A 25,069-nucleotide genomic window follows, 5' to 3' on the forward strand; every position below is an offset into this window, starting at 1 on the left:
TTAAATAATAAGAAGCGTTTTTAAAATCACATTTAATTGATGGTTTTAAAAACGCTTTCTTAGATTTTAATAGCCTTTAAAAAGGGGAACTATTTATTATAAAACTATAATTCCTAAACGAAATACGATAAGGATTTATACAAACAATCATGCTAAATTTACTTTAATTGTTTAAAGTGACTGATTGTGCACAGACTAGAAACTAAATTATCAAAAATTGATAATAATCCGCAACAGACGGCTAAATTAGTCGGTTTACGTTATTTTATAAATTCGTCAAGAGGGTTTTACCGTTTTAAAAAGGGGAAAGGATTTTTTTATAAAGATGAAAATGATGTCCCAATTCATGATGGAGAATTGTTAACCCGATTCAAAACATTAGTACTTCCTCCAGCTTGGGAAAAAGTATGGATTTCGCCTTGTGAGAATTCACATTTGCAAGCAACTGGAATTGATACTAAAGGAAGTAAACAATACCGTTATCACGCTAATTGGAATAGAATACGAAATCAATCTAAATTTTATCGCTTACGCCAATTTGCGAAGGCATTACCAAAAATTAGAGTACAAGTAGAAAAAGATTTGAATAAAAAAGGAATGCCTTATGAAAAGGTGATTGCTCTAGTTATTAGATTGATTGAAGTAACCAATATTAGAATAGGAAACGAAGCATATAAAAAGTTATACGGTTCTTTTGGGCTTACTACATTACTCGATAAACATGCAAAAATTAGTAAAGGACTAATCTCTTTTGAGTTCAAAGGAAAAAAAGGGGTGAAGCACAACATTACTTTAAAAGACAAGCGATTAATGCGCTTGGTAAAAAGATGTCGTGATATTCCTGGACAAGAACTTTTTCAATATCATAATGATAATGGCAACCATCATACTGTAGGCTCTGGAGATATTAATAGTTATCTGAAAGAATGTACTTCATTAGATTTTACGGCTAAAGATTTTAGATGCTGGTCAGGGAGTTTAAATGTTTTAAGCAGCTTTTTACAACAACAGAAACCATTATCAGCAACTGATTGTAAGAAAAAAATTGTAGTTGTTTTAGATTCAGTTTTAGAAAAACTAGGCAATACGCGAACTGTTTGTAAAAAGTATTATGTGCATCCCACAGTTATTGCATCCTTTGAAAGTGGAGCCATTTGGAAATACCAACCTCGTAAAAGCATGTCAAAGGGAAAATTAAATGTCGAAGAAAAAGCACTAAGCAAGCTTTTATCAACGGAGAAAATTGCTGAAGTATTAGTTTAACAAATAATCATTTGTGAACGTTTTTAAGTGCTTATTTAATTTGCAATACAATTAAAAGATAAAAGTAATTGTTGTATCATTTCTATTAGAACAAAAGGAATAAAAAAACTTGTGTTTTAACGATTACAATTATGGAAATAGTAGGAATGAAGCCTGATTATAACTCAATAAATTCTAAAATTGATGTTTTTACAGCATTAAAAAAACCGCAATTAGAAATAAATTGCGGTTTACTATTTTACTCAAATTAGCGTTTTTGAAACGACTAGAATTAGTTTTTTATTGCTTCTAAAACTTCTTCATCATCAGTAATTTTAGAAAGATTAATAGCAGTTTCAATAAGTGCTAGATGTGAATAAGCTTGCGGAAAATTCCCTAACAAACGCTTGGTTTCAAAATCAATATCCTCACTAAACAAACCTAAATGATTGCTATAAGAGAGTAACTTCTTAAACATTTTTTCAGCTTTTTTAGTTTCTCCAATTTTGTACAGACTATTGATATACCAAAATGTGCAAATTGTAAAGGAAGAGGACGGGAGTCCAAAATCGTCTTTATTTTTATAACGGTATAGAAGACCGTCGTTGCTCAGGTCACGTCCTATTGCGTTTACGGTTGCGACATATTTAGCATCTTTGGCATCAATAAAACCATAGTTTTCCATCAAAAGCACCGATGCATCTAGGTCAGGTGAACCGTACGATTGAGTAAAAGCTTGAACCGATTCGTTCCAAGCGTTATCCAAGATATCCTTTCTTATGGCTTCAGCTAATGGTTCCCATTTTGCCGCGTTAGATTTTTTACCTAAAATTTTTGCTACTTTAATTGCTCTGTCAATGGCGGTCCAACATAATATTTTAGAAAAAGTAAAATGTCTTTCTTCGGTTCTAAATTCCCAGATCCCTTTGTCAGGTTCCTGCCAGTGTTTTGCGACTACCCACACAATCCCTTTGGTTATATTCCATAGTTCTTCACCATTTTCTGTGTCGTTGCTAAAAGTGCTTAGTTGCTGGTGAATGACATCCATCAAAATTCCGTAAATATCATTTTGACGTTGTGAGTAAGCGGCATTCCCTATTCGAACCGGCTTACTTCCCATATAACCACTTAAATGATCGAGCGTCTTTTCGGTCAGTTTTTTCTCTTTGTTGATACCATACATGATTTGGAGTTTCTCATCCTTATCTGGAATTAAATCAACAATAAACTGCAGGTAATTTTTAGCCATTTTTTTATGACCCAATTCTGAAACTACCTTTACGACCATTGAAGCATCACGAATCCAGCAGAAGCGATAATCCCAGTTTCTAACTTCACCTATAGTTTCTGGTAGAGAAGTTGTGGCAGCAGCAAGAACTGCCCCTGTTTTTTCATAACTAAGCAATTTTAATGTGATAGCACTTCTTATAATTTGCTTGTTAAATTTTTTATATTCAGTTGTTTTATCAACCCATCCTAACCAATAAGTTTTCGTTCTTTGAAACTCCAAATTAATTTTTGCAGTGGTTGGCATTAATATTTTTTCATTGTAGGCCAATAATACATATCCATCTTCATCAAGTTGGATGCTTTTACCTTCTTTAATAGCCGTGAGGTCAAAGCTGCTATATAAAAACAGTGAATCAAATTTAGTAGAGTCACTTAAGCTTATAATATGGTCATCTTTCACATAGTTTAACGTTTGTCCTAAGGCATATTCTAACTTTGGGTTATATTCTATAGTAAATTTTGGTGAACCGCTTATTTTTTTAAAGTAACGAATAATTTCAGGAGGGATCACATATCCTTCTTTCTCTTTTCGGTAACGCGGCATAAAATCATTGATTTCAAATGCATCAGTACCATTATCAAAAGTAGTTACGAGTATACTAGTATTTTCAAGATATTTTTGGGAAATAGAATAGTCATCACTGCAATGAATTTCAAAACTTCCGCCTATTTCAGTATCTAAAATTTTAGCAAATACAGAAGAGGAATCGAATTCAGGTAAGCAACACCACTCGATAGCTCCAGTATCCGAAATTAGTGCAGCACTTCGACAATTACCTATTATGCCATAATTTAAGTTTTTCATAAAGTATTCTTTTTTCGTTGGTGTTTCTTAATTCTTTAAAATTAATAAAAGAATCTTAGTTGGCCTAACGACTCCTTACTTAAAAAGATAATTACCAATTGATGAAAATATTGATTAACTAAATAGATTAATCCTATAATTTGGATGTTCTTTTTACGATTTTCACTACTAAATTTTGGGGCTAATGAACGTTTTATAAAAAAACAATTGTATCAAATTGGTTAGACGTAAATTATCTGGGTATAATTGACTGAAATGTTTAGTAGATGAACTATTGAGAACTAAAATTTTTTCTAGTAAGATTTTTTAAATCCGAGATAATAAGCTTTGCTACTATTGAGACTAAAATTTTTTGAACATGAAGGACTTAATTCATGTTTAAATCGTCTTTATTTTGTTTTCGAATAACGATTTATGTTCCAACTTTAATTACTGCTAATTCATCTTGAGTAAAAGCAGTATGTTTTATCTTTTTTTAATAAAAGCAGCAATTGAATTCATATTAGATGCTTTTGGATATAAACAATAAATAGCGAAAGTTGTTTTGAAAGTATGAATATAAAAATAAAATATAAATACTTATTACAAAATTGATTTTTGATTTGTTTGAAGCAAAGTAGCTTCAGCTAACAACGTAAAAAACAAAAGTCCTCAGATTAACTAAGGACTTTTGTGATAAAAGGAAATTATTTTTTAGACTCTTCGATAGAAAGTTTTCTAAATTCCTTTAGCATTTTTTCCATTTCTAAAGTTGACTTACGTGCTCTTGCTCCAGCTGCTTTTACTCCTTTATCAATTAGAGATTCTGTTTCTGCAGTAAATGCTTCAAACTCAGCGTTAATTTTTGCTACTAATTCTTTCATGTGTTTTTTATTAAATTAAAGTCACAAAAATAGAATTTTGCGAAAGATAGCCTAGTAATATTATGTTAAAAATAATTCAATATTAAAGTTTATTGCTCATTTAGTACTAAAAAGGACTATTCGACCTGCTTAAAATTAGCTGATTTTGTCATAAATAAAAAAGTTGTTGATTTTTATTAAAGTTCTTTAGAACATTTTTAACTGTAAACTGCGGCTGAATATTGGTCAGTACTATTACTTCCCGATGCAGAAAATAACTTTCCTTACTTTAATGGAGTTTTAAACTTCTGTGGTACAATTATGGTACAATTTAAAGCAAACTATCGCAAAACAAAACAAAGTATCCTTGTCAAGATAACATAACTCATGGGAGTTGTTTGTGCAAAAATAGTTATAAATTTTGATTATATCACTAATATAAAAAAGCTAAGTCTTGTATGATGAGAATACTTAGAGATTAGGGGAAAAAATAAAAGAGGTCAAAAATCTAGTATTAACTTTAGATTTTTGACCTCTTTTCAATATCATTTTGGATTTCGAAATAAGTTTTTACTCGACCAGACTTAATCCATTTCATTAACTCATGTCTGTAAAAATAAATGCGTTTACCTTGTTTATTAACTGGGATTTCCTTTTTACATACTTTACTATAGATTGTGGATACCGATAGATTTAAAAGTTTTGATGCCTCTTGAATGTTTAGAAGTTCTTCCTTATTTTCTTCTACATTAGAAATTCTTACAATAAGTTTTTCTAAATACTCCAATTTATCATGAATCTTGTTCATCATTACAGGTATTTGGTCAAAAGTAAATGGCTTCATGGCGATCTGTTATTTAAATCTTCATGTAAAAGTATTTAATACGAACACTGGAGATAATACATGTCCTTTAAAGGGGGAGTTTGGCTTTTAATTTCTAACTATTACTGATTGTAAGGCAATAGAAAATAATTATTCATTTTGGAAAATGTTGTTTAGCCCCATCCAATTTAGTAGCGCTGCTGTACGAATAAATGTAGATTTTTTTTGTAGAGGATTTGAGCGTTTACCCTGTAAATATTTAGGATTAAATATCTATATTATTTATGCTGCAATTTTCAGTGATATTGATCACCCAATTCTGATTTAAAGAGATGATTTAGTTTTATTTAATATTGTAATTCAGATATTTATAAAATTTTATGGATTCCATTCCTTATTTTATCACAGCTGTTTTTTATCAATACACCTACCTTTTTTTACGGAAATAGCACCTACCTGATCCTATTTTTTGCTCTTAATTTGTAGTTGTAAATAAATTGCTAATTGTAGAATAAATAATAATGTTAAATCAAAAAAAAAGTCTTTATAAAATTTTAAATGTTATGTATAAAGAAAAACCATCTCTTGTGATTTTGCCGCGGGTATGGGATTAGCTTCGGGGGCTTGAAACAAGTAGATGCGTTTACACCAGAAGGCGATACCACTATTGATTTTTCAATGTATGATGCACTTCAAGATGGCTTTGGAAAATTTGTATTTATAATACGTAGAAGTTTTGAAAAAGAATTTAAGGAAATTTTCAATAAAAAACTTTAAGGGAAGGCAGAGTAGGATTCGAACCTAATCGGCTGAACCCTTACTTATGCTGCATTTCTATAAATTTATAACCTAATGTGCCACGATGTTGCCATAAGAACTGAATCAATTCTTTTAATGGGCTAATCATCTTGTTATAAGATGATTGCCTTGATTTTAATGAACGAAAATAATTCATGTTTAGTTAAAGTCAAATATAGCTAAATTTAGAATAAAATTGTAGTAGTTTAATGAAATTATTTTTGATTCTTACCAAGAATATTATTCAATCTTGTGAGGGTATACTTTAACGCAGTAGTAAAGATAATCTTTAAATATTTAAGCACTTTTAGAAATCTAAAGGGGCTATTCAATTACGCAAATGTTATTTAAAAAGAAGGTAGCAAATTTATACTCGATTGCAGTTTATAATATCAAGATGATCTTGATATACTTAACTTGATTCCATTACGGTCTCGCGATCACTTGCTAATGCAAGAAATAGGGTTGTTGAATTATTATAAAAAAGGATGATTCTTCAATTATCCCATCCAGTGGAGTGGATGGGAGCACAGTCGAACACCTTGTTCCTATTTTAACTTTTCTAGATAGATCTAAAATAAACTTATAAGCATTGATTTTTAAATTTTCTAATTTTTTAAAATTAATAAAACAGTACTGTTTTGATCGCTATTTACTTAAGAATACGTGGAAAGTTTTTATGGTAAAAGAATGCTTAGACAAAATAAAATTAAAGAGAAATAAGTAATCCTTAACCCAATAGTCTACACCATTTTTAAATAAAAACAGTTGTAATTATTATTAAAAGTTAAGATAGTGGATACAGGTAAATTTGTTGTCGCTTTACATGGATCTCCACTATGATTTTTATGTGTAACAGAAACAGAGTTCACAGTGATATATGTAAATTGCTTATTATAACTTTCAAATTACGATTAAAAACTAAATCATATTTTTTAACATTTCCATTTAAATCAGAAGCTGTTAGTAACTAAATTGTGATGCGGAATTAATAACTTAATTCAACTATAATGCAACGTTAAAGAATTTGTTAAAAGAGATGCCTGCCATTGTCTCTTATAAAATTCTCTTTATTTTTATAAGACAATGATTTTATAATCTAAGTTTTAAATTGGTCATTGAAGTATTTTGACTTTACGCTATTTCACTATTTAATTTAAAACCTATAATTATTAATTTTAAAATAAAACAATATGAATAGACCCACACCCAAACATAAAGCACCAAAACTTAGTTTTCCTTTATTAGATGGAAGTACTTGGAATTTAGAAGAGCAACAACCAGAAAATTTTACGCTTTTGGTTTTTTACAGAGGCCTACATTGCCCATTATGTAAAAAATATTTAGTAGAATTAGAAGATTTATTAGAAGATTTTAATAAAAAAGGCGTAAAAGTAGTTGCTGTAAGTATGGATGATGAAAAGCGCGCACGTTTATCAAGAAAAGACTGGGGATTAAAAGACCTGCGTGTTGGTTACAATCTTGATTTAGAAATAGCAAAAAACTGGGGATTATACATCAGTAAAGGGATTAAAGAAGGAGAGCCAGATGTTTTTAGCGAACCAGGATTGTTCTTAATCGATAAAAATGCGGAGATTTATTATGCCGCAATCAATAGTAATCCTTGGGGAAGGCCTTATTTACCGTCATTTGTAAAAGCGGTAGATTTCATTACAGAATCAGGATATCCAGCAAGAGGAGAAATGTTGTAAATAACTTTCAATCTTGAAAATATAGATAGTTTTTGTGTATCGCTATTTCAAGATGGGACATTCATATAAAAAAATGCCCATATTAATAATTAAGAAGGGTATTAATTAAGCGGTTTTAATACTATCTATAAATATCTCTACCACTATTTGTTTTCCAATTTTTCTCTAAATAATCAGCATCTTCATCTGTTCTAGGATGTACTCCTAAAACTACGTGACCTTCATTTATTCCAGATTCGTATATTTTTGTACGCTCTTCAGGAATTCCTGAACCTACAAGTGCGCCAATCAAAACACCTGTTATTCCACCAGCTCCAGCACCAGCTAATCCTGCGGTAATAGGCCCTGCAATTATTAATCCTAATCCTGGAATAACAACACTTGTTCCTATTGCTGCGATTACCCCAACAATGGCACCGATAGTTCCACCAATGGCTGATCCAGTTGCAGCAGTTTTAGCTGCTTTTGTTCCTAATTCGGAGTGGTCATCTGAATCTGAATAATGTTTCTTACGCGTTTCATCTGACATTAGTAAATTGATTTCTTCACGTGTATAGCCGCGATCGTGTAGCGCATTATAGGCATTTTCAGTGCTTCTTCTATCTGCAAACATTCCTGTCATCATAGGACGTTTGTCTAAATTGTGATTGTCTCTACTTTCCATAATTTTTGTTTTAATTGTTTGTTTATTCGTAGATGTAAAATTGCTAAATCATCACAATAATCAGACTATGAAATTTTTGAAAAATATTATATAATTTTAATATTACTGCTTAGTTTCCAAATTGTTATGGCAGTTATATTTTTCGAATAAAAATAAAAAATCATTAAAGAGTAGTGTAATTATGAGTGACTTTTAGGATTAACAATCTCTCAATTATTCTAATTTTCAGAATGAATTTTTGGATACAACTTTTCTATTTTGCCAAATTAGTTACAGCATAGGTAGGTAGTTTAGCAGCGGCTAGTATTCACCTCTGAATTTGAAAATAAAATCAGCGTTGATAATATGCTAACCTTTATTTAAAATGTAAATCAGATTAAACTGCTACTATTGTGTTTGCTTAGGAAACAATTTATAAACAAGCTAAGTTTTACAACTACAAACTCATGTACAATACATTTTTAATACCACTACTTAAAAAGCTAGAGAGGCCTGGCTATTCTGTTTTTCTAGTATTCGTCTTTATCAATTCGCATCAAATAGTAGCACAGCATGCAAACACAAAAGTCAATATCCAAATTGCTTTCTTAGCTGATATTCATTTACAAGATATTTACGGTTCACTTTCTGATTCTAATTTTAAGGGTGTTCTAAATCCTAAAAATAAGAAGAATGTCCTGATCCGCACGATGGAATCTCAGTTGCAATCGACACGTATTTACAATGAAAATTATTTTGCATTCATAGCTGCTTTAGATGATATTGCTTCAAGAAACATCAAATTGGTGGCTTTACCTGGTGATTATACTGATGATGGACAGCCACTACATATAAGAGGATTAGCAAAAATTCTAAAACAATACCAAGACGAGCACGGAATATCATTTTTTATAACCACTGGGAACCATGATCCCTCAGGTCCCTTTGCACAAGAGTCTGGTAAAAGTGACTTTATGGGACATAATGGAAAAAGCCAAGCAATCTATAGCCAACCGGATTTACACAAATTAAATCAAGAAAAGGAAGACCCACTTGTTATTTCATCAGATGTAATGAAATTGGGTTATGAGGGTATTATCAATGAATTAAAGGCCTTTGGTTTTTATCCTAACAAAAAAGACAAATTTTGGGCGACATCATTTTCGAATTATAATACTGAAAATTATGATTTTTCGAACGCAGAAATTGCGGCGTCGTTAAACAATCGGCAATACGAAATAACAAAAGGCTACACAGTACCTGATGTAAGTTATTTAGTTGAACCTGTAGAGGGTTTGTGGTTATTGGCAATTGATGGTAATGTGTATATTCCGAAGTCTGATGATGGTAAAAATACAACTTCATCTGCAAGTTATGGAGAAGCGAGCACGGGCTATAATAATGTTTTGTCTCACAAAGCACATTTACTAAATTGGATCAAATCAGTATCGGCACAAGCAAAAAAACAAGGGAAGACACTAATTGCGTTTAGTCATTTTCCGATGATTGATTTTAATGATGATGCTACAAATGATCTAAAGGAATTATTAGGTAAAAATAAATGGCAACTCAATCGCGTACCTGATGAGGCGGTTGCAGAACAGTTTGCCGATGCAGGTTTGAAAATACATTTTGGAGGACACATGCATATCAATGATACCGGAGTGAGGGTCAGTGCCAACGGAAATCAATTGGTAAATGTACAAACGCCTTCGCTTGCAGCTTACATCCCTGCTTACAAACTGTTGACTATTTCGTCTGATAGTATTGCTACTGTGGAAACGGTGACAATAGATGAAGTGCCTCGCTTTAACGAGCTTTTTGATTTATATGAAAAAGAATACCAATTTCTAAAAAGTACAGGATCAAAAACAGTGTGGAATCACGATATATTAAAAACAAAAAATTACCATGAATTTACCGATTTCCATTTAAAAGAATTGGTTCGGTTACGCTTTATGGCAGACTGGCCCAAACCGTTTGCCGATTTTCTTTCGAATACAAATGGAGCTGATTTAGTTATGCTTTCGCAAATAAAATCCAGTAAGGATTTACAAGAAATTATTGCAAATAAAAAATCAGAAACTGCACAGTGGCAGAAGACAGAAGAGAAAATTGCAGCCCTTTTACAATCTCAAAATTTAAATATTGAAGATTTTAAAAAGTGGAACGGTACTGACTTATTTATAGATTTTTACCGACTACGCAATGCCGATAAATTAGCGATAGGTGATATTGGTTTAGAAAAAGTGAAACAATATAACCTAATAATAGATTTGTTTTTAACTTCTAAAAACGAAAACAGTACTAATGAGCAGCGCCGTCAACTGTATTTGTTTTTCAAGATTTTTAATAAATTTATGAATGGAGCGCCAGCAGATCATTTTTCAGTTAATTTAAAATCGGGTGCTATCGATGATTTGAATAAGTAGGAATACAAATAAAAAAGAGAGACAATTATCTGTTGATAGCTTGTCTCTCTTTTTTATAAATTTTTACTTCCCGTTGACTGGATTTTTACGAACATAAGTACCATCGTCAAAATTTACCTTGTAAGTAGAATCAAAAAGTAGACTTGGCATATAGTAATCTGTCGTAATTATTTGCGCTCCAGATTTCTTAGCTTCTTCAAATCGACTGTAATCATTAGTGCGTGCTTCTTTTGTATCTGCATCAGCGCGGGTTCGTATCAAGTATCCTTTTTCGACCAAATCTTTTATAGTCGCATCTTTAGGATCGTTTCTAAATAAGGTAGCTGCTTCTGGCGTTCCTGGTTCCGCATTGATAAAGAGTACAGCACTTTTAAGAGAGGGATGGTGTTCTGCGTACATTGTTTTTTTGGCTCCGTTGTTATCCATGATAAACAAGAATTTTCCTTGTGCATTTTTTAATGATGGCCAATTGTGGTGTAAAACAGCTTCTTCTAATGTTTGGTACGAACCACGTACATTATCAGGCGTGATGACTTTATCAGGACCTAAAGTATTTATAATTACGTGATCTAATTGATCAAATAAAGCGGTGGTAAATTCTTCAGGCATGTTGTTAAAAAAATTAGGACCACCATCTTTTGGTTCTAAAGTGATAAAAACAGGAGTGTGATTTGGATTGTCATTGGACCATTTTTTTAATTCTTGTAAACACAGTTCTAATGTTAAACAAGAGGTTCTAAAATCGATGTCAGGCATGTGCAATACTTTGAATCCTGGTTTATTCATGACTCCTAGAGGATCATAAGCTATTTTAGAATTTACTATTTCTAAACCTTTGGGATGCGCATATTTTCCTCCTATGGTATCTGAATAGACATCAATTTCTAAATTTCGTAAACCCTTATTTAATTGGTCTGTTATAGCGATGTGTTCGTATTGCAAACCTTGATAGGAGTTAGTCGTATCTCTTTTACCAACCAAATTATAAAGGTCACTTTCGAGAGCTTGCCTATAACTGTTGTGCGATCCTATTACTTGTAATTGGTTGATTTTTAAATTGCTCTTTTGAGCGTGTAGTGTGGCACCAAGTGAACAAGTGCTTAATAAAATTAGCGCTGCTTTTTTCATAATAAAAATGAATTTTAGTAGTGGTACGGCGGACAGTAATAAGTGGATGCCGAAGATACCTATTATGAGAATGAACTGTGTTAAATCAAGAAAAAGAAAAGGACAAGAGATTATTACCAACTATGAAAGTTACAATAGAGGTATAGAAACCATTTCTTAATTTATTGTTAACACTCAGGCAAAAGTGGTTGACCAAACATTTCATTCATTTGTATAAACAAAAACAGCCATTTATTTTTATGAATAATCCTGAAAATTTTGAGAAAACCTATTTGTTATACTGGGAAAAACTTACTGCTTTTTCTTTTAATATGACTCAGGACATGGATGTCGCTCAAAACATAGTTCAAGACGTTTTTATTGATTTATGGGAGAGGCGAAACAAACTCGAAATTACTGCAATAGAATCGTACTTATATAGAGCGGCTAAAAATCAAGTCTTTAAATATTATCAAAATAACCGATTTGATAAAACCATTATTGAAGACAAATTTGAAGATTACATCGTTGATAATTGCAGTACAATTGATCCAGAGGTGATGGAGAAAATTTACGCCATGATTGAAAATCTTCCAGAAAAAAGAAAAGAAATTTTGCTCATGCACAAAATGCAAGACATGACCATTGATCAAATTGCAATAGAGTTGTGTTTGTCTAAACAAACAGTGAAAAACCAAATTTCTTCTGCTTTAAAACAACTTCGTTTTGAATTAAAAGATGTGTCTTGGATGGCGTCATTGCTAGTAGTATCGTATAAATTTTTAAGATAACCTTCCCTTAATGGTTTGATAATATTCTTGGATAGTACGATTTTAAGTTTTCAGTACTTATAGGTAACACTACCTATTATGATGAGAAAATTGAAACACAGTTTAGAATATTTTACAAATAAGAGTCTGAATAAAAAGACCACTCCGGCTGAGGAAGATGTTTTAGATTCTTTTGCTAAAGCAGAATATAAAGCAGCATTTTGGAATGAAGATAAAATGGGTAGCAGTAAAATAGTAAGACAAACTATTTATGAAAACATTTTACATAAAACGGAACGTAAAAGTAGTTGGAAATCGTACGCAATGTATGCGGCCGCAGCAAGTATTGTGGTACTCTTAGGAATAGGTTTATATAAAAGTACAACCACAATTTCTGAAGAACAAAAACTGTTTACGACATCAAACAGCTCTAAATCAATTCAACTTAGCGACGGATCAATTATTCATTTATCTGCGCATTCGACTTTGCAATATCCTGAAAATTTTACAGCCTCAGAACGAAACGTAGCTTTAATAAAAGGAAATGCCTTTTTTGAAGTAGCAAAAGATAGTGGGCATCCATTTATTATCTCCTCGGGAGCAATCAAAACAAAAGTCATTGGGACTTCTTTTCATATTCAATTAGCCAAAACAAAATGTATTGTAATGGTAAGAACAGGTAAGGTAGAGGTGAGTACAAAAAATCAATCCGTTCAATTAACTCCAAATGAAGAAGCAATATTTTCTAAAAATGCTTTAAGCAAAAAGACAATGGATGCGATTTTTGCTACTAATTGGTACGCTGAAGATTTAACTATAAACCAAATGAGTTTGCGTAAGGTTATTGAATTAATCGAATACAAATACGGAGTTACTTTTCAGTATATGAAGGGAGTTAACGGCGACGCTCCTTTGACCGTTTTTATTGCTAAAGATGCAAGCCTAGATAGCGTATTACGACAAATCAATTATATAACAAATTTAAAATTCAGTGTTTATGGCGAAACAGTAAAAGTGGAATAAAAAAAGCAGTTGCTACGAACAACTGCGATTAATAATTAAGTATCGAAATCAACCAATAACTTAAATCATGTATTTTAAAACTAACTATTTAAAAATAAAAAGTATCGTCTTTTTATTTCTGGCCTTACTGTCGTTTGAAAACGGAGTAGCAAAAGCATATTCTAAAGATCCAAATGTAAAAAATAAAGTAGAAAAAGCAACATTAGTCGCCATATTTTCAAAATTAAGTAAAAACACTGCTTATAAATTTAGCTACGGAGCCGAAGTGATTGCTGATGATAATATGTATGTAGTTGAAAACCCTGAGAAGCCGGTTCTTACTGTTCTAAAAGAACTTTCTCAAAAAGCAAATTTTAATTATTCGATAAATGGAAAATTAATTCTCGTACAAAAAGAAAAAACGACGATGGTACAAAATGCAGATAAAATAACTGCTAAAGGTAAAGTCGTAGATGAAAATGGCATGCCCGTTCCCGGCGCAACGGTGTTAGAAACAAATACTTCAAATACTGCAATAACAGATTTTGACGGAAATTTTCAAATAACAGTTAGTGAGGGTAAAACGCTTCAGATATCTTATCTTGGCTATCAAACAAAAACCGTAACTGCCTCAAAAACTTTTATCTCTATTCGCTTAGAACCAGATACATCTGAGTTAAATGAGGTCTTAGTTGTAGGATATGGTAAACAATCAAAAAAAGATGTTACTGGTGCTGTTACGCAGCTCGATGCTTCTAGTTTTAGAGAAGGGGTTGCTATATCTGCTGATAACTTAATTCAAGGTAAAGTTGCAGGAGTACGCGTAGTAAATACTAGCGGTGAGCCGGGTGCGGGAGTAAATGTTACAATAAGAGGGGTAGGATCAATACGAAGCGGTAGTACACCATTATTTGTAGTCGACGGAATTCCTTTGTCAAATGACGATGTGAGTCCATCGGGAAGCAATGTAGGTTTTGGCGCTTCAGCAGCTAAAAATCCTTTAAACTTCTTGAATACAAGTGATATAGAATCAATCACTGTCTTGAAAGATGCGTCTGCAGCCGCGATCTATGGAGCTAGAGGTTCTAATGGAGTAGTGCTGGTTACTACAAAAAAGGGAATGAAAGGACAAGGAACATTAAATTTTGATTCGTATTTAGCCGTTTCAACCGTAGCAAAAAAACTGGATATCTTGAATGCAGAAGAATACAGAAATGCCATTAGTGACCCAGCTTTTGATCATGGAGGCAACACAGATTGGCAAGATGTAATATATAGAACTGCCATTACTAAGAATAATGCTTTGTCATTTGCAAAACAAACTGATTCAGGAAATTACTATGCATCGCTGGCGCAAATGGATCAAGAAGGGATTGTTAATAATAGTAATTTCAAGCGTCTTTCGGCGAGAATAAATGCTTCCGAGTCTTTTTTAGATAATAAACGACTAAAAGTAAAAATGAACCTTACGGCTAGTGAGACTAAAGATGATGGCGTACCTACAAGCGATGACGGTGGATCAAATGGACAATTGATTATCCATACTTTAATGGCAAACCCCACAAGGTCTGTGTATGATGAGAATGGAGATTTCACCAATTTTAATATGAATGCACATTATAATCCAGCGTATTTATTGAGTATTTATGATGATGAAACGCGCAATTTAAGAGTGCTGGGAAATTTAGAAACTTCTTTCCGAATAGTAAATGGGTTAGAGTATAAACTGAATTTGGGTATTGACCGTTCTCGCGCAAAAAGGAGTACTACTATTTATCCTAATTTAACCGACTTAAATCCCAACGGAAAGTATGTTCAAAATAATCTAGATTCAAAAAACTCTTTGATTGAGCATTACTTAACTTATAATTTGGCATTAACCAATCAGAAATTTGAAGTTTTAGGTGGATTCTCGTATCAAAAATTTGAACGTTCAGGAACTAGTTTCAGTATTGATGGGTTCGCTCCTCAAGGTACAGGAGTTAAACCCGAGATCAACCCTGGATTCTCAGGAGTACAATCAGGAGTATCAGGTTATGCTCAAGAAAATGAGTTACAATCTTATTTTGGACGTGTGAATTACACCTTAAATGAAAAATACCTTTTGACAGCGTCAATGCGTGCTGATGGTTCTACTCGTTTTGGTACAAATAATAAGTACGGTTACTTTCCTTCATTTGCACTAGGATGGAATATCGCAAAAGAAAAATTCCTGATAGATGTTCCTGCAGTCGATAATTTAAAATTAAGAAGCAGTTGGGGACAAACAGGAAATCAAGAAGTTGAGAATAAAATTACTCAAGCCAGTTATTCATTATCTGGTGCAGATGGATATTATTTGTATAATGACTTAAACTTAGTAAACGGAATCACGGTAAACAGAACACCTAATCCAGATTTAAAATGGGAGGTTGTTACTCAATACAATGTTGGTCTTGATTTTAATTTATTGAAAGATAAGATTTATGGTACTGTTGATTATTTCAATAAAACCACGACAGATGCCATATTGAATATCCCTTCTCAAACTTTGAGTCCAACTACAACGATATGGACAAACATTGATGGGAAAATTATTAATAAAGGACTGGAAGTTTCTTTAGGATCGAAAGTAATTGCAACGGATAACTTTTCTTGGAACATTGATGCAAATGGAGCCACCTTAAAAAATAAAATTGAAGATCTGCCAGTCTCTGAGATCTTAACAGGATCTGTATCTGGACCGGGACAATCAGGAGTGGTTGCAAATATCTATAAGAGTGGCTATGCAGCTGGTTCTTTTTATTTATTAGACCACATTGGCTTTGATGATAAAGGCGCTAATGTTTTTAGAGATACAAATGGAGATGGTAAGATTGACAACTCGGACAGAGTTATTATAGAAGGAGCGCTTCCTACATTCTACTATGGATTCAATAGTGATTTAAAATATAAAAATTTCAGTTTGTCATTATCGATTATTGGACAAAGCGGTGGTTACCTTTTGAATAATACAGGGTTGAATGCTTTGAATATCAATAATTTAGCTTCAGATAGGAACGTAGCGACCGATTATTATGAGTCGGGGGCAAATGCATCGAATTCTCCTATATTATCAACTCTCTTCTTAGAGAAATCAGATTTTATTCGCTTAAACACAGCAAGAATAGGATACACATTCAATTTAAAAAATTTAAGTTGGTTGAACGGTTTGACTTTATATGCAACTGGTCAAAACTTAATCACAATTACAAATTATTCAGGATACGATCCATTAGTTAATAGTCCGAAATCAAGCGGTGGAAATCAATCTATAGGTATTGATTACACCAGTTACCCTACTTCGAGAACGTACAGTTTTGGAGCAATTTTAAAATTATAAACGATGAATACACATAGAAAAATTTACAGAAATATTTTTACACTTTGTGCTGTGGCATTACTATTTAGCAATTGTACAAATTTAGATGAACAAGTATTAGATGAGGTTCTTGGAGAAAGCACTTCTAATCCTGCTGGAGCACTTGCAGCGGCATACGATCGATTAGGAGATGGAACTTTCGTAGACCATTCAGGTGTTTTTGCGATGCAAGAATATACCACAGATGTTGCTTTGCTGCCCACAAGAGGAAGTGATTGGGGAGATGGTGGAAAGTGGCGTGCTATGCACGAGTTTACATGGGCTTCTGATAATGCGGTAATATCAGGAAACTGGAACATGCTAACCAATGGTATCACTCGTTCATTGACAGCTATTCAATCTATCGAGGAAAGCAATATCGCTGAAAAGAAATTATTTTTGGCGGAAGCCAAAGGCTTGTTGGCCTTTTATACCTATACAACTCTTGATTTGTTCGGACAAGCGCCATCAAGAGACCCTCTAAATCCGAAGGCCGATTTAGTAGTATTGAAAGCAGACTCAGCGATAGATGATCTAATTTTAGATGTAGAGGCTATACTACCTGATTTAGCCGATTTTGGGACGCAGTCTACACATCACGGTAGATTTACCAAGCAAGCGGCTTATGGTTTATTGACTACCATGTATTTAAATCGAGCTACGTTTAAAGACCGTTACAATGCAAGTTCTAACTTCAATTTTAGTGAAGCGGCTGTAAGTGGTACTGGTACTGATATGGATCGTGTTATATATTATTCATCATTAATAATCGATTCAGGAAAATTTAGTTTAGAAAGTAATTATTTTAAAAACTTTTCTATTGACAATACAAATGGAAGCGAATTAATATTTGCTATAAGTCAAAAGATTGATTACATCAGAAATGGTTCAAATAGTTTTGCCTATGTATGTATGGAGCGTAATCAAAGAACTTCGCCCGCAAACAGAGGAACAAACGCATCATGTACAACGCCTGAGTTTTATGCAAGTTGGGACGGAAACCACGAAGACCCAAGGTTTCAACGTACATGTCAATATGCTGATGGCACTTGGTTTAAAAATGATGGTACTACAGTAAGCGTTCCAGCTACTGATATTGTTGCAAATAGTAGTGGTTTACCGTGGTTTCATTTTAATGCAGGAATTAATGTAGGACCGCAATATGGTCCAAAGTTAATTTCCTCTGGTAAGTTTGAAATGACTGCAGATAATCGAATTAAAGTTTCGCCTTTATATATGGAGAAGAGCACTACAACTCGTATGGATTTTACTCCAGAGCTTAATTTTGATAATCCCACACAGGCTGTGTTTGCACAAAACCAAATCAATAGAGGAGTGCGTATTTTTAAGTTTGAGTTTGATCCTGAAGAAGGAAATGGATCGAGCAATGTGGATATTCCGTTATTTCGTTTAGGAGGAATTTATACGATGCGTGCCGAAGCGTACTTCAGAAAAGGAATGAATGCACAAGCACTAGCTGATGTGAATATGCTACGCACTAGCCGAAAGAGAGAATCATTATTTGGAAATCAGCCAGGTACTGCTATTACTACAATTGACAAAGAAATATTGTATAAAGAATTAGGTTTCGAAATGTATTGGGAGATGTACCGCCGTCCTCAAATGATCCGTTTTGGAAAATTTGATTTGGCTTACACCGCAAAACCACTATCACAACCTTTCAGAAGATTTTTCCCAATTCCTCAATCTACGATTGATGTAACCAAAGAGTTTACACAGAATATGGGATACAATTAGTTTTTGTTTATTTTTTTTTTTAAGCCTGCTCCATTTATGGGGCAGGTTTTTTTATAAGTTCTAAGAGATGAACAGCGAATTCTTTGTTCCTATCTAGATTATATGATTACTTTGTAAAACTAGATTAATAGATTTCGTTTACACCTTAATCATGAAGGAATACTGACGGTAGCAGCCGAACGAAGCAAAGAGAATGACTGGAGTGAGACTGATTATTTAAACTATCACTAATAAATAAAAGCCTTTTCCATCATTTCCAACTCTGTTCTAGAAATTCCTATTTCTGTGGCTATAGTTTTCCAGTTGCTTGTAACTTGTATGACATCTTGAATAATGTTTTCCATTTGTAAAGTATTCAATCTAAAATACTCCCCAACACTTTTAGCCAATTCAAAATCCAATGCATTATTATTCATATCAATATTAAGAGCCAAACCATCCTTGTCTATGGATGGGTTAAGGTCGTAAGCAGGGGAGAGTATCCAACCTTCTTTGGTTAAAATAAATCCATGGTTACGCAAATGGTCATCGGTGTTAGAAATGGCTATATTAAAAATGATTCTGCGCCATAGTTGGTGTAGATTTTCCTCTACGTTTGCACCTTGATTACTAATGAATTCGGCAATATCTAAATAACTTGCGGGATTGTCTCTTATAGTATCTTCATTGTTTCCAGTCATTGTCATAGCCGAGGCAAAATGAATTCTTTCACCATTCTCTCTGTCAAAGCGTTTAGTAAAGAAAGTATTGTGCTTGCCCATGATTTTTTCAATTCGACAAGGCGCCATTTTAATGCCCGCATTGGTAGCCAACTGATAGGCCAGAAACTCCCAAGCTGCTTTGTCTACAGTATCTGTTTTGGAGGGGAATTTAGCAATCCAAAGACTTTTGTCGTTGTCTAAAATATTGGCTTTGGGTCTAGCGCCACCCAATGAAGATCCAGGTGCTATAAGAACCGATAACCATTTATTGACCTCTTCATTATCTTTGTCATTTTCGAAATTAGCTGCTGCATTTTGGAGTTCTCGAATAGAGGACCAGGGCGGGGTAGAAGTGTTTTTATTGTTATCTAATAAATCTCCTTTGGCATCAATTTTAAATCGTAGTGCTCCCATACGACTTTCATCATATACACCTAATAGAAAATCAATATCATAGACTGTTTTTGGTTTTTCATTCCTTTCTCTAGCAAGTTGTGCTTCTCGACGTTTCATTAAGGTTCGTCCCCAAGTATCAGGCATGCTGTCTAAAAAAATACCGAAGTTTTCTTTTTGGTTTGGGTATTGTGGACCACCATATAATTGGATGTCTGGATCCAAAAGGAATTTTTGTTCTGTTTTGAGCCAGTTTCTATCGTATTCAAAACTAAATGCTTTTTTACCTTTGGCTTGTTGTGCGGATAAGACACCTATTAATTTAGGTTCCTGCATTTCTTGCCAATGGGCATAAACGTAGATGTCGGTTTTACTTTGTGACATGTTTTGTGTTTTGAGTAAGAGATCAGTTTAATTTATTTCTAGCAAGGGATTACTTTAATAGGTCAAGGTCTTGAAGTTTTCTTCCTAGTTCGTCGTCAGCAGCTATTTTTAAAAAATCGTCTTGCAAACCTAGTACTCTCAGTACATTAAAATAGGCACCTATTGCCACACTAGAGTTTCCTTTTTCTATTTGGTATAAAGTGGTTCTAGCGATATCGGCTCTTTCAGCAATTTGTATTGCAGTGAGTTTTCTTCTTTTTCGAGCCAATTTAATATTCTCCCCCATTTTCTCTAAAAGGAGTTGGTGTTTAGGGAATAAGATTTGCTTTTTTGCACTCATATTCATAAAATGTTCATTAATATGAACAAAAATAGCAAATATGTATATAATAACAAACACTAAGTAAAGGTTTATTCTATTTAAGGTTATTGATTTCACCCCTCTTGCACCAAATGTTGCAAATCAGGATCATTTTTAATGCGTTCCAATTCACTTTCTATGATAAGAACAATATCACACTTGATCTGTTTGTAATTAGTCTCAATTTCGACTTTCATATTATCTTGTCCGCTTTCATCAACGAAAGGTAAAATAATCGGGATCTTTTTATACGCTTTGGTTTCGGAAGCTACTTTTTCATTGTCTACCACAATTTCAGAATGGAAAATTTTCGGTTCTATGCGTTCGTCAAAATTATCTTAAACAGCCCCAACAAACACGCCCTGTGTAAGTGTGGAGATTTTTGATGCTGGTATCAAGCTGTCTAGTTGTGTAGATATTGAGGTTGATTTGTCATTTCGATTGATCGTTAAACTCTGGCGTTTCTGTAATACTTTGCCAAACCTTTCTGATAAGCTTTTGGCCGTTTCTCCCACAACCTGACCACTAAAGATGTTGCCCACCTTATTTTGGATAACCTTACTTCCCGATACAATATCTAATTTTTCTTTATTTATAAGGAGTTAGAAGGGTAGAGGTGTACAAAAGAAGTACCTTTTTTATTAAATTGACAGTAGTTATTGTTATTATAAACAGCCATAGTTATTTTTATAACTGTCATTTGAATTACCATAAACCTGTTTTACGCACTATGTAAAAAGGCTTCTGCTGGAATACCAAAATAGTTTTTAAGCTTTTTAGCCATCTTTAGGGTAATTTCACGCTTGCCAGATAGTATTGCTGATACGTGTCCTTTACTCCCAATAATAGGTTCTAAATCTTTGTTTTTCATTCCCATTTCTTGCATTTTTATTTTGATAACCTCTAGGGCATCAAGTTCAGCTATAATGTAATGCCTGTCATCATAATCTTTGATTAGTACAGTTAACATTTCCAATTCCTCAAATTCAGATGAATTAGGTTCTACATGGAAAATCTCCATAAGTCTTATTGATGCCTTATTGTACTCTTCTTCCGTTTTTAATACTTTCCAGTTCATAATTATTTTTTTATAAAGTTTAGTATATTAGTGTCATAAGCAATCGTTTCAACATTAATTTTGTCATATTCTACGTGCGTTCCGAACCAAATCAAATAACAAGTTTGTTGCTGAAAGTTGATTGAAACTACTAATCTAAAATCATTTCCTTTAATTAAAAACAACTCTATTGTTGCTGACAATACTTGCATTGCCATAAACTTTTTTTAGTTCATTGAAATTTTCAAAAGCCATTTCTGAAAACTCATTATGCCAAATATATAGTTGCTTTTCTACAATTGGAAATTTGTCAATATAATAGTGTAATATTTTCTTAACAAGTACTTTCATTTGTCAAAGGTATTAAGTGGTTTTCAATTTGCAAACTCTCTTTGTAGTCCGTTAAAGAATCTTTTATTCACGGAGTTTACAATCCGTTCAATATATTTGGTTTATTTTACCGCTTTTGCAGTAAATTTAAAAATGATTACTTGTGAATATGTCTTCTGTCATACTTTTTTTACTTTTTTACTGTTATAACAGTAAAAATAAGATTTTTTATATTTTTTATCCGAATGATATCATTAAATTGTATATTTTTACCGTTAAAACAGTATATAATGGTTGATTTCGATTTAGGCGCTTTAATTAAAGACCATAGAAAAAAAGCAGGACTTACACAACTTGAACTAGCCGACTTAGCCGGAGTAGGTAAGACCACTGTTTTTGATATTGAAAAAAATAAAGAAACAGTTCGTTTGAACAATCTTTTTGCAGTACTCAGAGTGCTAAATATTAAAGTAGAATTCAAAAGTCCTTTAAATAAATAATTATGAGAAGAGCAATTGTATTTGCACACGGAAAAAGAGCTGGAATTTTAACAGAAATTGCTGCTAACGACTATCATTTTAAGTATGATGAAAATTATGATGGCGAAGCGGTTTCATTGACCATGCCTATAACTCAAAAAAAATATAGCTATACATCCTTTCCTCCTTTTTTTGAAGGGCTATTACCTGAGGGTGTAATGCTAGAGGGATTACTACGTATTGTGAAAATTGATAAAAAAGATTATTTCTCTCAACTGATAGCAACGGGAAATGATTTAGTAGGAGCAGTAACGGTTAAATTGATGGAAGATGAATAGATGTCCTATTACGTATGAATTGTGTGGTACGGATAAGTACAGTGAAAAAGGATTACGCATGATAGCTCCTAAACTGACTTATTTAAATGATTTACCCTATACAGCTGTTGAGCTTCGTCAGGAAGCCGCAAATAGAGCTAAAAAGCTATCCATTCAGGGTGTACAACCTAAGCTTAGTGCAGCTATTTCAATAGTGGATCAAGAATTTAAAATTGTTGACCAATTTGGAACCTACATTATAAAGCCACAAAATGATCTATTTCCACAATTACCAGAAAATGAAGATGTAACTATGCGAATGGCTAAAGTGTTTGGTTTAGAAGTACCATTTCACGGGATGCTATATGGCAAAGATGGTAGTTTGTCTTATTTCATTAAACGTTTTGACCGTTACGGTAAAGGAAGTAAGTTCGCAACAGAAGATTTTGCTCAATTAACAGGGAATACAAGAGATACTAAATACCGTTTTACAATGGAAAAATTGATTCCTGTACTTGACGAGTACTGTTCCTTTCCTGCTATTGAAAAAGCCGATTTTTTCAAAAGAATTCTTTTTTGTTATGTTACCGGAAATGAGGATATGCATTTGAAAAATTTTTCTTTAATTACTAAAAACGGCAAAATAACGCTCACTCCTGTATATGATTTCTTAAATTCGACCATATCCATTAAAAACCCTGAAGAAGAGATTGCGCTTACTTTGAGAGGCAAAAAGAGTAATTTAAAAGCAGCTGATTTTGTGGATTATTATGCTAAAGAAAGGCTCCAACTCAATGAAAAAACAATAGCTGCCATTTTACTGCAAATGAAAAAAGCAACTCCTAAATGGAAGGAGCTGCTTGAAATTTCTTTTCTTACTGATGAAATGAAAGAGAAGTATTTGGAGTTATTGGAAAGTAGGGTAGGGATGTTTAAGTAGTTTAGTAAAACCGTAATGTTTTACAAATAAAACTGATATAAATTATTTTGGTTAAAAGTTTAAGTATTTAACTGAGTATTGTTTTACTTTCCTTACTTTAATGGAGTTTTAAACTTTAGCGGTACAATTATGGTACAATTTAAAGCAAACTATCTCAAAACAAAACAAAGTATCCTTGTCAAGATAACATAACTCATGGGTTTTGTTTGTACAAAAAAAGTTGTAAATTTTGATTATATCACTAATATAAAAAAGCTAAGTCTTGTATGATGAGAATACTTAGAGATTAGGGGAAAAAGAAAAGAGGTCAAAAATCTAGTATTAACTTTAGATTTTTGACTTCTTTTCAATATCATTTTGGATTTCGAAATAAGTTTTTACTCGACCAGACTTAATCCATTTCATTAACTCATACCTGTAAAAATAAATGCATTTACCTTGTTTATTAACTGGGATTTCCCTTTTACATACTTTACTATAGATTGTTGATACCGATAGATTTAAAAGTTTTGATGCTTCTTGAATGTTTAGAAGTTCTTCCTTATTTTCTTCTACATTAGAGATTCTTACAATAAGTTTTTCTAAATACTCCAATTTATCATGAATCTTGTTCATCATTACAGGTATTTGGTCAAAAGTAAATGGCTTCATGGCGATCTGTTATTTAAATCTTCATATAAAAGTATTTAATACGAACACTGGAGATAAAACATGTCCTTCAAAGGGGGAGTTTGGCTTTTAATTTCTAACTATTACTGATTGTAAGGCAATAGAGAATAATTATTTATTTCGGAAAATGTGGGTTCGCCCCATCCAGTTTAGTAGCGATGTACGAACAAATGTCGATTTTTTTTGTAGAGGATTTGGAACGTTTACCCTGTAAATATTTAGGATTAAATATCGTTAGTATTTATGCTGCAAATTCTAGTGATATTGATTACCCAATTCCGATTTAAAATGATGATTTAATTTTATTTAATATTGTAATTCAGATACTAATAAAACTTTAGAGATTCCATCCCTAATTTTATCACTGTTGCTTTTTATCAACACACCTACCTCAACATATTTTTTGCTCTCTATTTATAGTTTTAAATAAATTGCTAATTGTAAAATAAATAATAAAGTTAAATCAAAAAAAAAGTCTTTAAAAAATTTTAAATGTTATGTATAAAGAAAAACCATCTCTTGTGATTTTGCTGCGGATATGGGAGTTGCTATGGAGGCTTGAAACAAGTAGATGCGTTTACGCCAGAACGGGATACCATTATTTATTTTTCAATGTATGATGCACTTCAGGCTGGCTTTGGAAATTTTCAATAAAAAACTTGGCAAGAATATTATTCAATCTTGTGAGGGTATACTTTAACGTAGTAGTAAAGATAAACTTCAAATATTTATGCACTTTTAGAAATCTAAAGGGGCTATTCAATTACGCAAATATTATTTAAAAAGAAGGTAGCAAATTTATACTCGGTTGCAATTTATAATATCAAGATGATCT

20 protein-coding genes and 2 pseudogenes are annotated in these 25,069 nt (G+C 32.6%); 11 read left to right on the top strand and 11 right to left on the bottom strand.

Translation table 11 applies throughout. The annotated features are described in order from the left end of the window. Positions 1–186 precede the first annotated feature (186 nt). The gene (locus QO200_RS07815; protein WP_371538473.1) at positions 187–1,263 is read left to right on the top strand and encodes a DNA topoisomerase IB; all 1,077 of its coding nucleotides are present in this window, start codon (positions 187–189) and stop codon (positions 1,261–1,263) included. A 271-nt stretch (positions 1,264–1,534) separates the two neighbouring features. Here the strand turns inward: QO200_RS07815 and QO200_RS07820 are convergent, their stop codons facing one another. The 3 genes from QO200_RS07820 to QO200_RS07830 all read right to left on the bottom strand — a co-directional run bounded on the left by QO200_RS07820 (position 1,535) and on the right by QO200_RS07830 (position 5,023). Continuing rightward, positions 1,535–3,337, bottom strand: a complete 1,803-nt coding sequence (locus QO200_RS07820) for a glycoside hydrolase family 15 protein (protein ID WP_371538474.1) — start codon at positions 3,335–3,337, stop codon at positions 1,535–1,537. 686 nt (positions 3,338–4,023) lie between these two features. Then, positions 4,024–4,200 (bottom strand): histone H1, encoded by a 177-nt coding sequence (locus QO200_RS07825; protein ID WP_264619783.1) that lies wholly within the window; start codon positions 4,198–4,200, stop codon positions 4,024–4,026. 499 nt (positions 4,201–4,699) lie between these two features. After that, a complete protein-coding gene (locus QO200_RS07830) occupies positions 4,700–5,023 on the bottom strand; it encodes a helix-turn-helix domain-containing protein (protein WP_371538475.1) in 324 nt (107 codons plus the stop codon). Positions 5,024–5,626: 603 nt separating this feature from the next. On the opposite strand from QO200_RS07830, the gene QO200_RS07835 reads away from it, so the two are divergent. Together QO200_RS07835 and QO200_RS07840 are read left to right on the top strand one after the other, a co-directional pair. After that, positions 5,627–5,779, top strand: a complete 153-nt coding sequence (locus QO200_RS07835; RefSeq protein ID WP_371538477.1) for a hypothetical protein — start codon at positions 5,627–5,629, stop codon at positions 5,777–5,779. A 1,214-nt stretch (positions 5,780–6,993) separates the two neighbouring features. Then, entirely contained in the window at positions 6,994–7,512 is a 519-nt protein-coding gene (locus QO200_RS07840) for a peroxiredoxin-like family protein (RefSeq protein WP_371538478.1), read from the top strand. Between the two features lie 121 nt (positions 7,513–7,633). Here the strand turns inward: QO200_RS07840 and QO200_RS07845 are convergent, their stop codons facing one another. Beyond that, on the bottom strand, positions 7,634–8,176 hold the full coding sequence (locus QO200_RS07845; RefSeq protein ID WP_371538479.1) for a hypothetical protein: 543 nt from the start codon (positions 8,174–8,176) through the stop codon (positions 7,634–7,636). Positions 8,177–8,622: 446 nt separating this feature from the next. Between QO200_RS07845 and QO200_RS07850 the strand changes: the two genes are divergently transcribed. Further along, the gene (locus QO200_RS07850) at positions 8,623–10,587 is read left to right on the top strand and encodes a metallophosphoesterase (RefSeq protein ID WP_371538481.1); all 1,965 of its coding nucleotides are present in this window, start codon (positions 8,623–8,625) and stop codon (positions 10,585–10,587) included. Between the two features lie 63 nt (positions 10,588–10,650). On the opposite strand, the gene QO200_RS07855 is transcribed toward QO200_RS07850, so the two are convergent. Next, entirely contained in the window at positions 10,651–11,715 is a 1,065-nt protein-coding gene (locus QO200_RS07855) for a phosphatidylinositol-specific phospholipase C1-like protein (protein ID WP_371538482.1), read from the bottom strand. A 239-nt stretch (positions 11,716–11,954) separates the two neighbouring features. Here QO200_RS07855 and QO200_RS07860 point away from each other — a divergent pair, with 239 nt between their 5' ends. The 4 genes from QO200_RS07860 to QO200_RS07875 all read left to right on the top strand — a co-directional run bounded on the left by QO200_RS07860 (position 11,955) and on the right by QO200_RS07875 (position 18,603). After that, a complete protein-coding gene (locus QO200_RS07860) occupies positions 11,955–12,485 on the top strand; it encodes a sigma-70 family RNA polymerase sigma factor (protein WP_371538484.1) in 531 nt (176 codons plus the stop codon). Between the two features lie 78 nt (positions 12,486–12,563). Then, positions 12,564–13,487, top strand: a complete 924-nt coding sequence (locus tag QO200_RS07865; protein WP_371538486.1) for a FecR family protein — start codon at positions 12,564–12,566, stop codon at positions 13,485–13,487. A gap of 67 nt (positions 13,488–13,554) precedes the next feature. Beyond that, a complete protein-coding gene (locus QO200_RS07870) occupies positions 13,555–16,827 on the top strand; it encodes a SusC/RagA family TonB-linked outer membrane protein (RefSeq protein ID WP_371538487.1) in 3,273 nt (1,090 codons plus the stop codon). 3 nt (positions 16,828–16,830) lie between these two features. Further along, complete coding sequence (locus QO200_RS07875; RefSeq protein WP_371538488.1) at positions 16,831–18,603, top strand: RagB/SusD family nutrient uptake outer membrane protein; 1,773 nt, start codon at positions 16,831–16,833, stop codon at positions 18,601–18,603. Positions 18,604–18,830: 227 nt separating this feature from the next. Here QO200_RS07875 and QO200_RS07880 read toward each other — a convergent pair whose 3' ends face one another. The 5 genes and pseudogenes from QO200_RS07880 to QO200_RS07900 form a co-directional block, all read right to left on the bottom strand. Beyond that, positions 18,831–20,081 carry a type II toxin-antitoxin system HipA family toxin gene (locus QO200_RS07880; protein WP_371538489.1) on the bottom strand — a complete coding sequence of 417 codons (1,251 nt, stop codon included), beginning with the start codon at positions 20,079–20,081 and terminating at the stop codon, positions 18,831–18,833. Positions 20,082–20,130: 49 nt separating this feature from the next. Continuing rightward, the gene (locus QO200_RS07885) at positions 20,131–20,421 is read right to left on the bottom strand and encodes a helix-turn-helix domain-containing protein (RefSeq protein WP_371538490.1); all 291 of its coding nucleotides are present in this window, start codon (positions 20,419–20,421) and stop codon (positions 20,131–20,133) included. A gap of 95 nt (positions 20,422–20,516) precedes the next feature. After that, positions 20,517–21,005 (bottom strand): annotated as a pseudogene (locus tag QO200_RS07890) (conjugal transfer protein TraG); the annotation flags it as partial. A 158-nt stretch (positions 21,006–21,163) separates the two neighbouring features. After that, positions 21,164–21,520, bottom strand: a complete 357-nt coding sequence (locus QO200_RS07895; protein ID WP_371538491.1) for a type II toxin-antitoxin system HigA family antitoxin — start codon at positions 21,518–21,520, stop codon at positions 21,164–21,166. A 2-nt stretch (positions 21,521–21,522) separates the two neighbouring features. Further along, positions 21,523–21,850 (bottom strand): annotated as a pseudogene (locus QO200_RS07900) (type II toxin-antitoxin system HigB family toxin). A gap of 269 nt (positions 21,851–22,119) precedes the next feature. Between QO200_RS07900 and QO200_RS07905 the strand changes: the two are divergent. Genes QO200_RS07905 through QO200_RS07915 form a run of 3 tightly spaced genes read left to right on the top strand, consistent with a single transcriptional unit; the run spans position 22,120 to position 23,565 of the window. Further along, positions 22,120–22,329: a helix-turn-helix transcriptional regulator gene (locus QO200_RS07905; RefSeq protein WP_371538492.1), complete on the top strand. Its 210-nt coding sequence runs from the start codon at positions 22,120–22,122 to the stop codon at positions 22,327–22,329. Between the two features lie 2 nt (positions 22,330–22,331). Beyond that, positions 22,332–22,646, top strand: a complete 315-nt coding sequence (locus QO200_RS07910) for a HipA N-terminal domain-containing protein (protein ID WP_371538493.1) — start codon at positions 22,332–22,334, stop codon at positions 22,644–22,646. Next, positions 22,639–23,565, top strand: coding sequence for a HipA domain-containing protein (locus QO200_RS07915; RefSeq protein ID WP_371538494.1), 927 nt, complete (start codon positions 22,639–22,641; stop codon positions 23,563–23,565). The genes QO200_RS07910 and QO200_RS07915 overlap by 8 nt, the downstream gene beginning before the upstream one ends. Positions 23,566–23,892: 327 nt before the next feature. Here QO200_RS07915 and QO200_RS07920 read toward each other — a convergent pair whose 3' ends face one another. Beyond that, a complete protein-coding gene (locus tag QO200_RS07920) occupies positions 23,893–24,216 on the bottom strand; it encodes a helix-turn-helix domain-containing protein (RefSeq protein ID WP_371538495.1) in 324 nt (107 codons plus the stop codon). Positions 24,217–25,069 lie beyond the last annotated feature (853 nt).

It is taken from the genome of Flavobacterium sp. Arc3 (genome assembly GCF_041431375.1).
Classification (GTDB): Bacteria; Bacteroidota; Bacteroidia; order Flavobacteriales; family Flavobacteriaceae; genus Flavobacterium.

Coding starts and splice junctions, on each gene's coding strand:
- QO200_RS07820 (WP_371538474.1), bottom strand. CDS start 3,337: ATGAAAAACTTAAATTATGGCATAATAGGTAATTGTCGAAGTGCTGCA.
- QO200_RS07825 (WP_264619783.1), bottom strand. CDS start 4,200: ATGAAAGAATTAGTAGCAAAAATTAACGCTGAGTTTGAAGCATTTACT.
- QO200_RS07830 (WP_371538475.1), bottom strand. CDS start 5,023: ATGAAGCCATTTACTTTTGACCAAATACCTGTAATGATGAACAAGATT.
- QO200_RS07840 (WP_371538478.1), top strand. CDS start 6,994: ATGAATAGACCCACACCCAAACATAAAGCACCAAAACTTAGTTTTCCT.
- QO200_RS07845 (WP_371538479.1), bottom strand. CDS start 8,176: ATGGAAAGTAGAGACAATCACAATTTAGACAAACGTCCTATGATGACA.
- QO200_RS07850 (WP_371538481.1), top strand. CDS start 8,623: ATGTACAATACATTTTTAATACCACTACTTAAAAAGCTAGAGAGGCCT.
- QO200_RS07855 (WP_371538482.1), bottom strand. CDS start 11,715: ATGAAAAAAGCAGCGCTAATTTTATTAAGCACTTGTTCACTTGGTGCC.
- QO200_RS07860 (WP_371538484.1), top strand. CDS start 11,955: ATGAATAATCCTGAAAATTTTGAGAAAACCTATTTGTTATACTGGGAA.
- QO200_RS07865 (WP_371538486.1), top strand. CDS start 12,564: ATGATGAGAAAATTGAAACACAGTTTAGAATATTTTACAAATAAGAGT.
- QO200_RS07870 (WP_371538487.1), top strand. CDS start 13,555: ATGTATTTTAAAACTAACTATTTAAAAATAAAAAGTATCGTCTTTTTA.
- QO200_RS07875 (WP_371538488.1), top strand. CDS start 16,831: ATGAATACACATAGAAAAATTTACAGAAATATTTTTACACTTTGTGCT.
- QO200_RS07880 (WP_371538489.1), bottom strand. CDS start 20,081: ATGTCACAAAGTAAAACCGACATCTACGTTTATGCCCATTGGCAAGAA.
- QO200_RS07885 (WP_371538490.1), bottom strand. CDS start 20,421: ATGAGTGCAAAAAAGCAAATCTTATTCCCTAAACACCAACTCCTTTTA.
- QO200_RS07895 (WP_371538491.1), bottom strand. CDS start 21,520: ATGAACTGGAAAGTATTAAAAACGGAAGAAGAGTACAATAAGGCATCA.
- QO200_RS07905 (WP_371538492.1), top strand. CDS start 22,120: ATGGTTGATTTCGATTTAGGCGCTTTAATTAAAGACCATAGAAAAAAA.
- QO200_RS07910 (WP_371538493.1), top strand. CDS start 22,332: ATGAGAAGAGCAATTGTATTTGCACACGGAAAAAGAGCTGGAATTTTA.
- QO200_RS07915 (WP_371538494.1), top strand. CDS start 22,639: ATGAATAGATGTCCTATTACGTATGAATTGTGTGGTACGGATAAGTAC.
- QO200_RS07920 (WP_371538495.1), bottom strand. CDS start 24,216: ATGAAGCCATTTACTTTTGACCAAATACCTGTAATGATGAACAAGATT.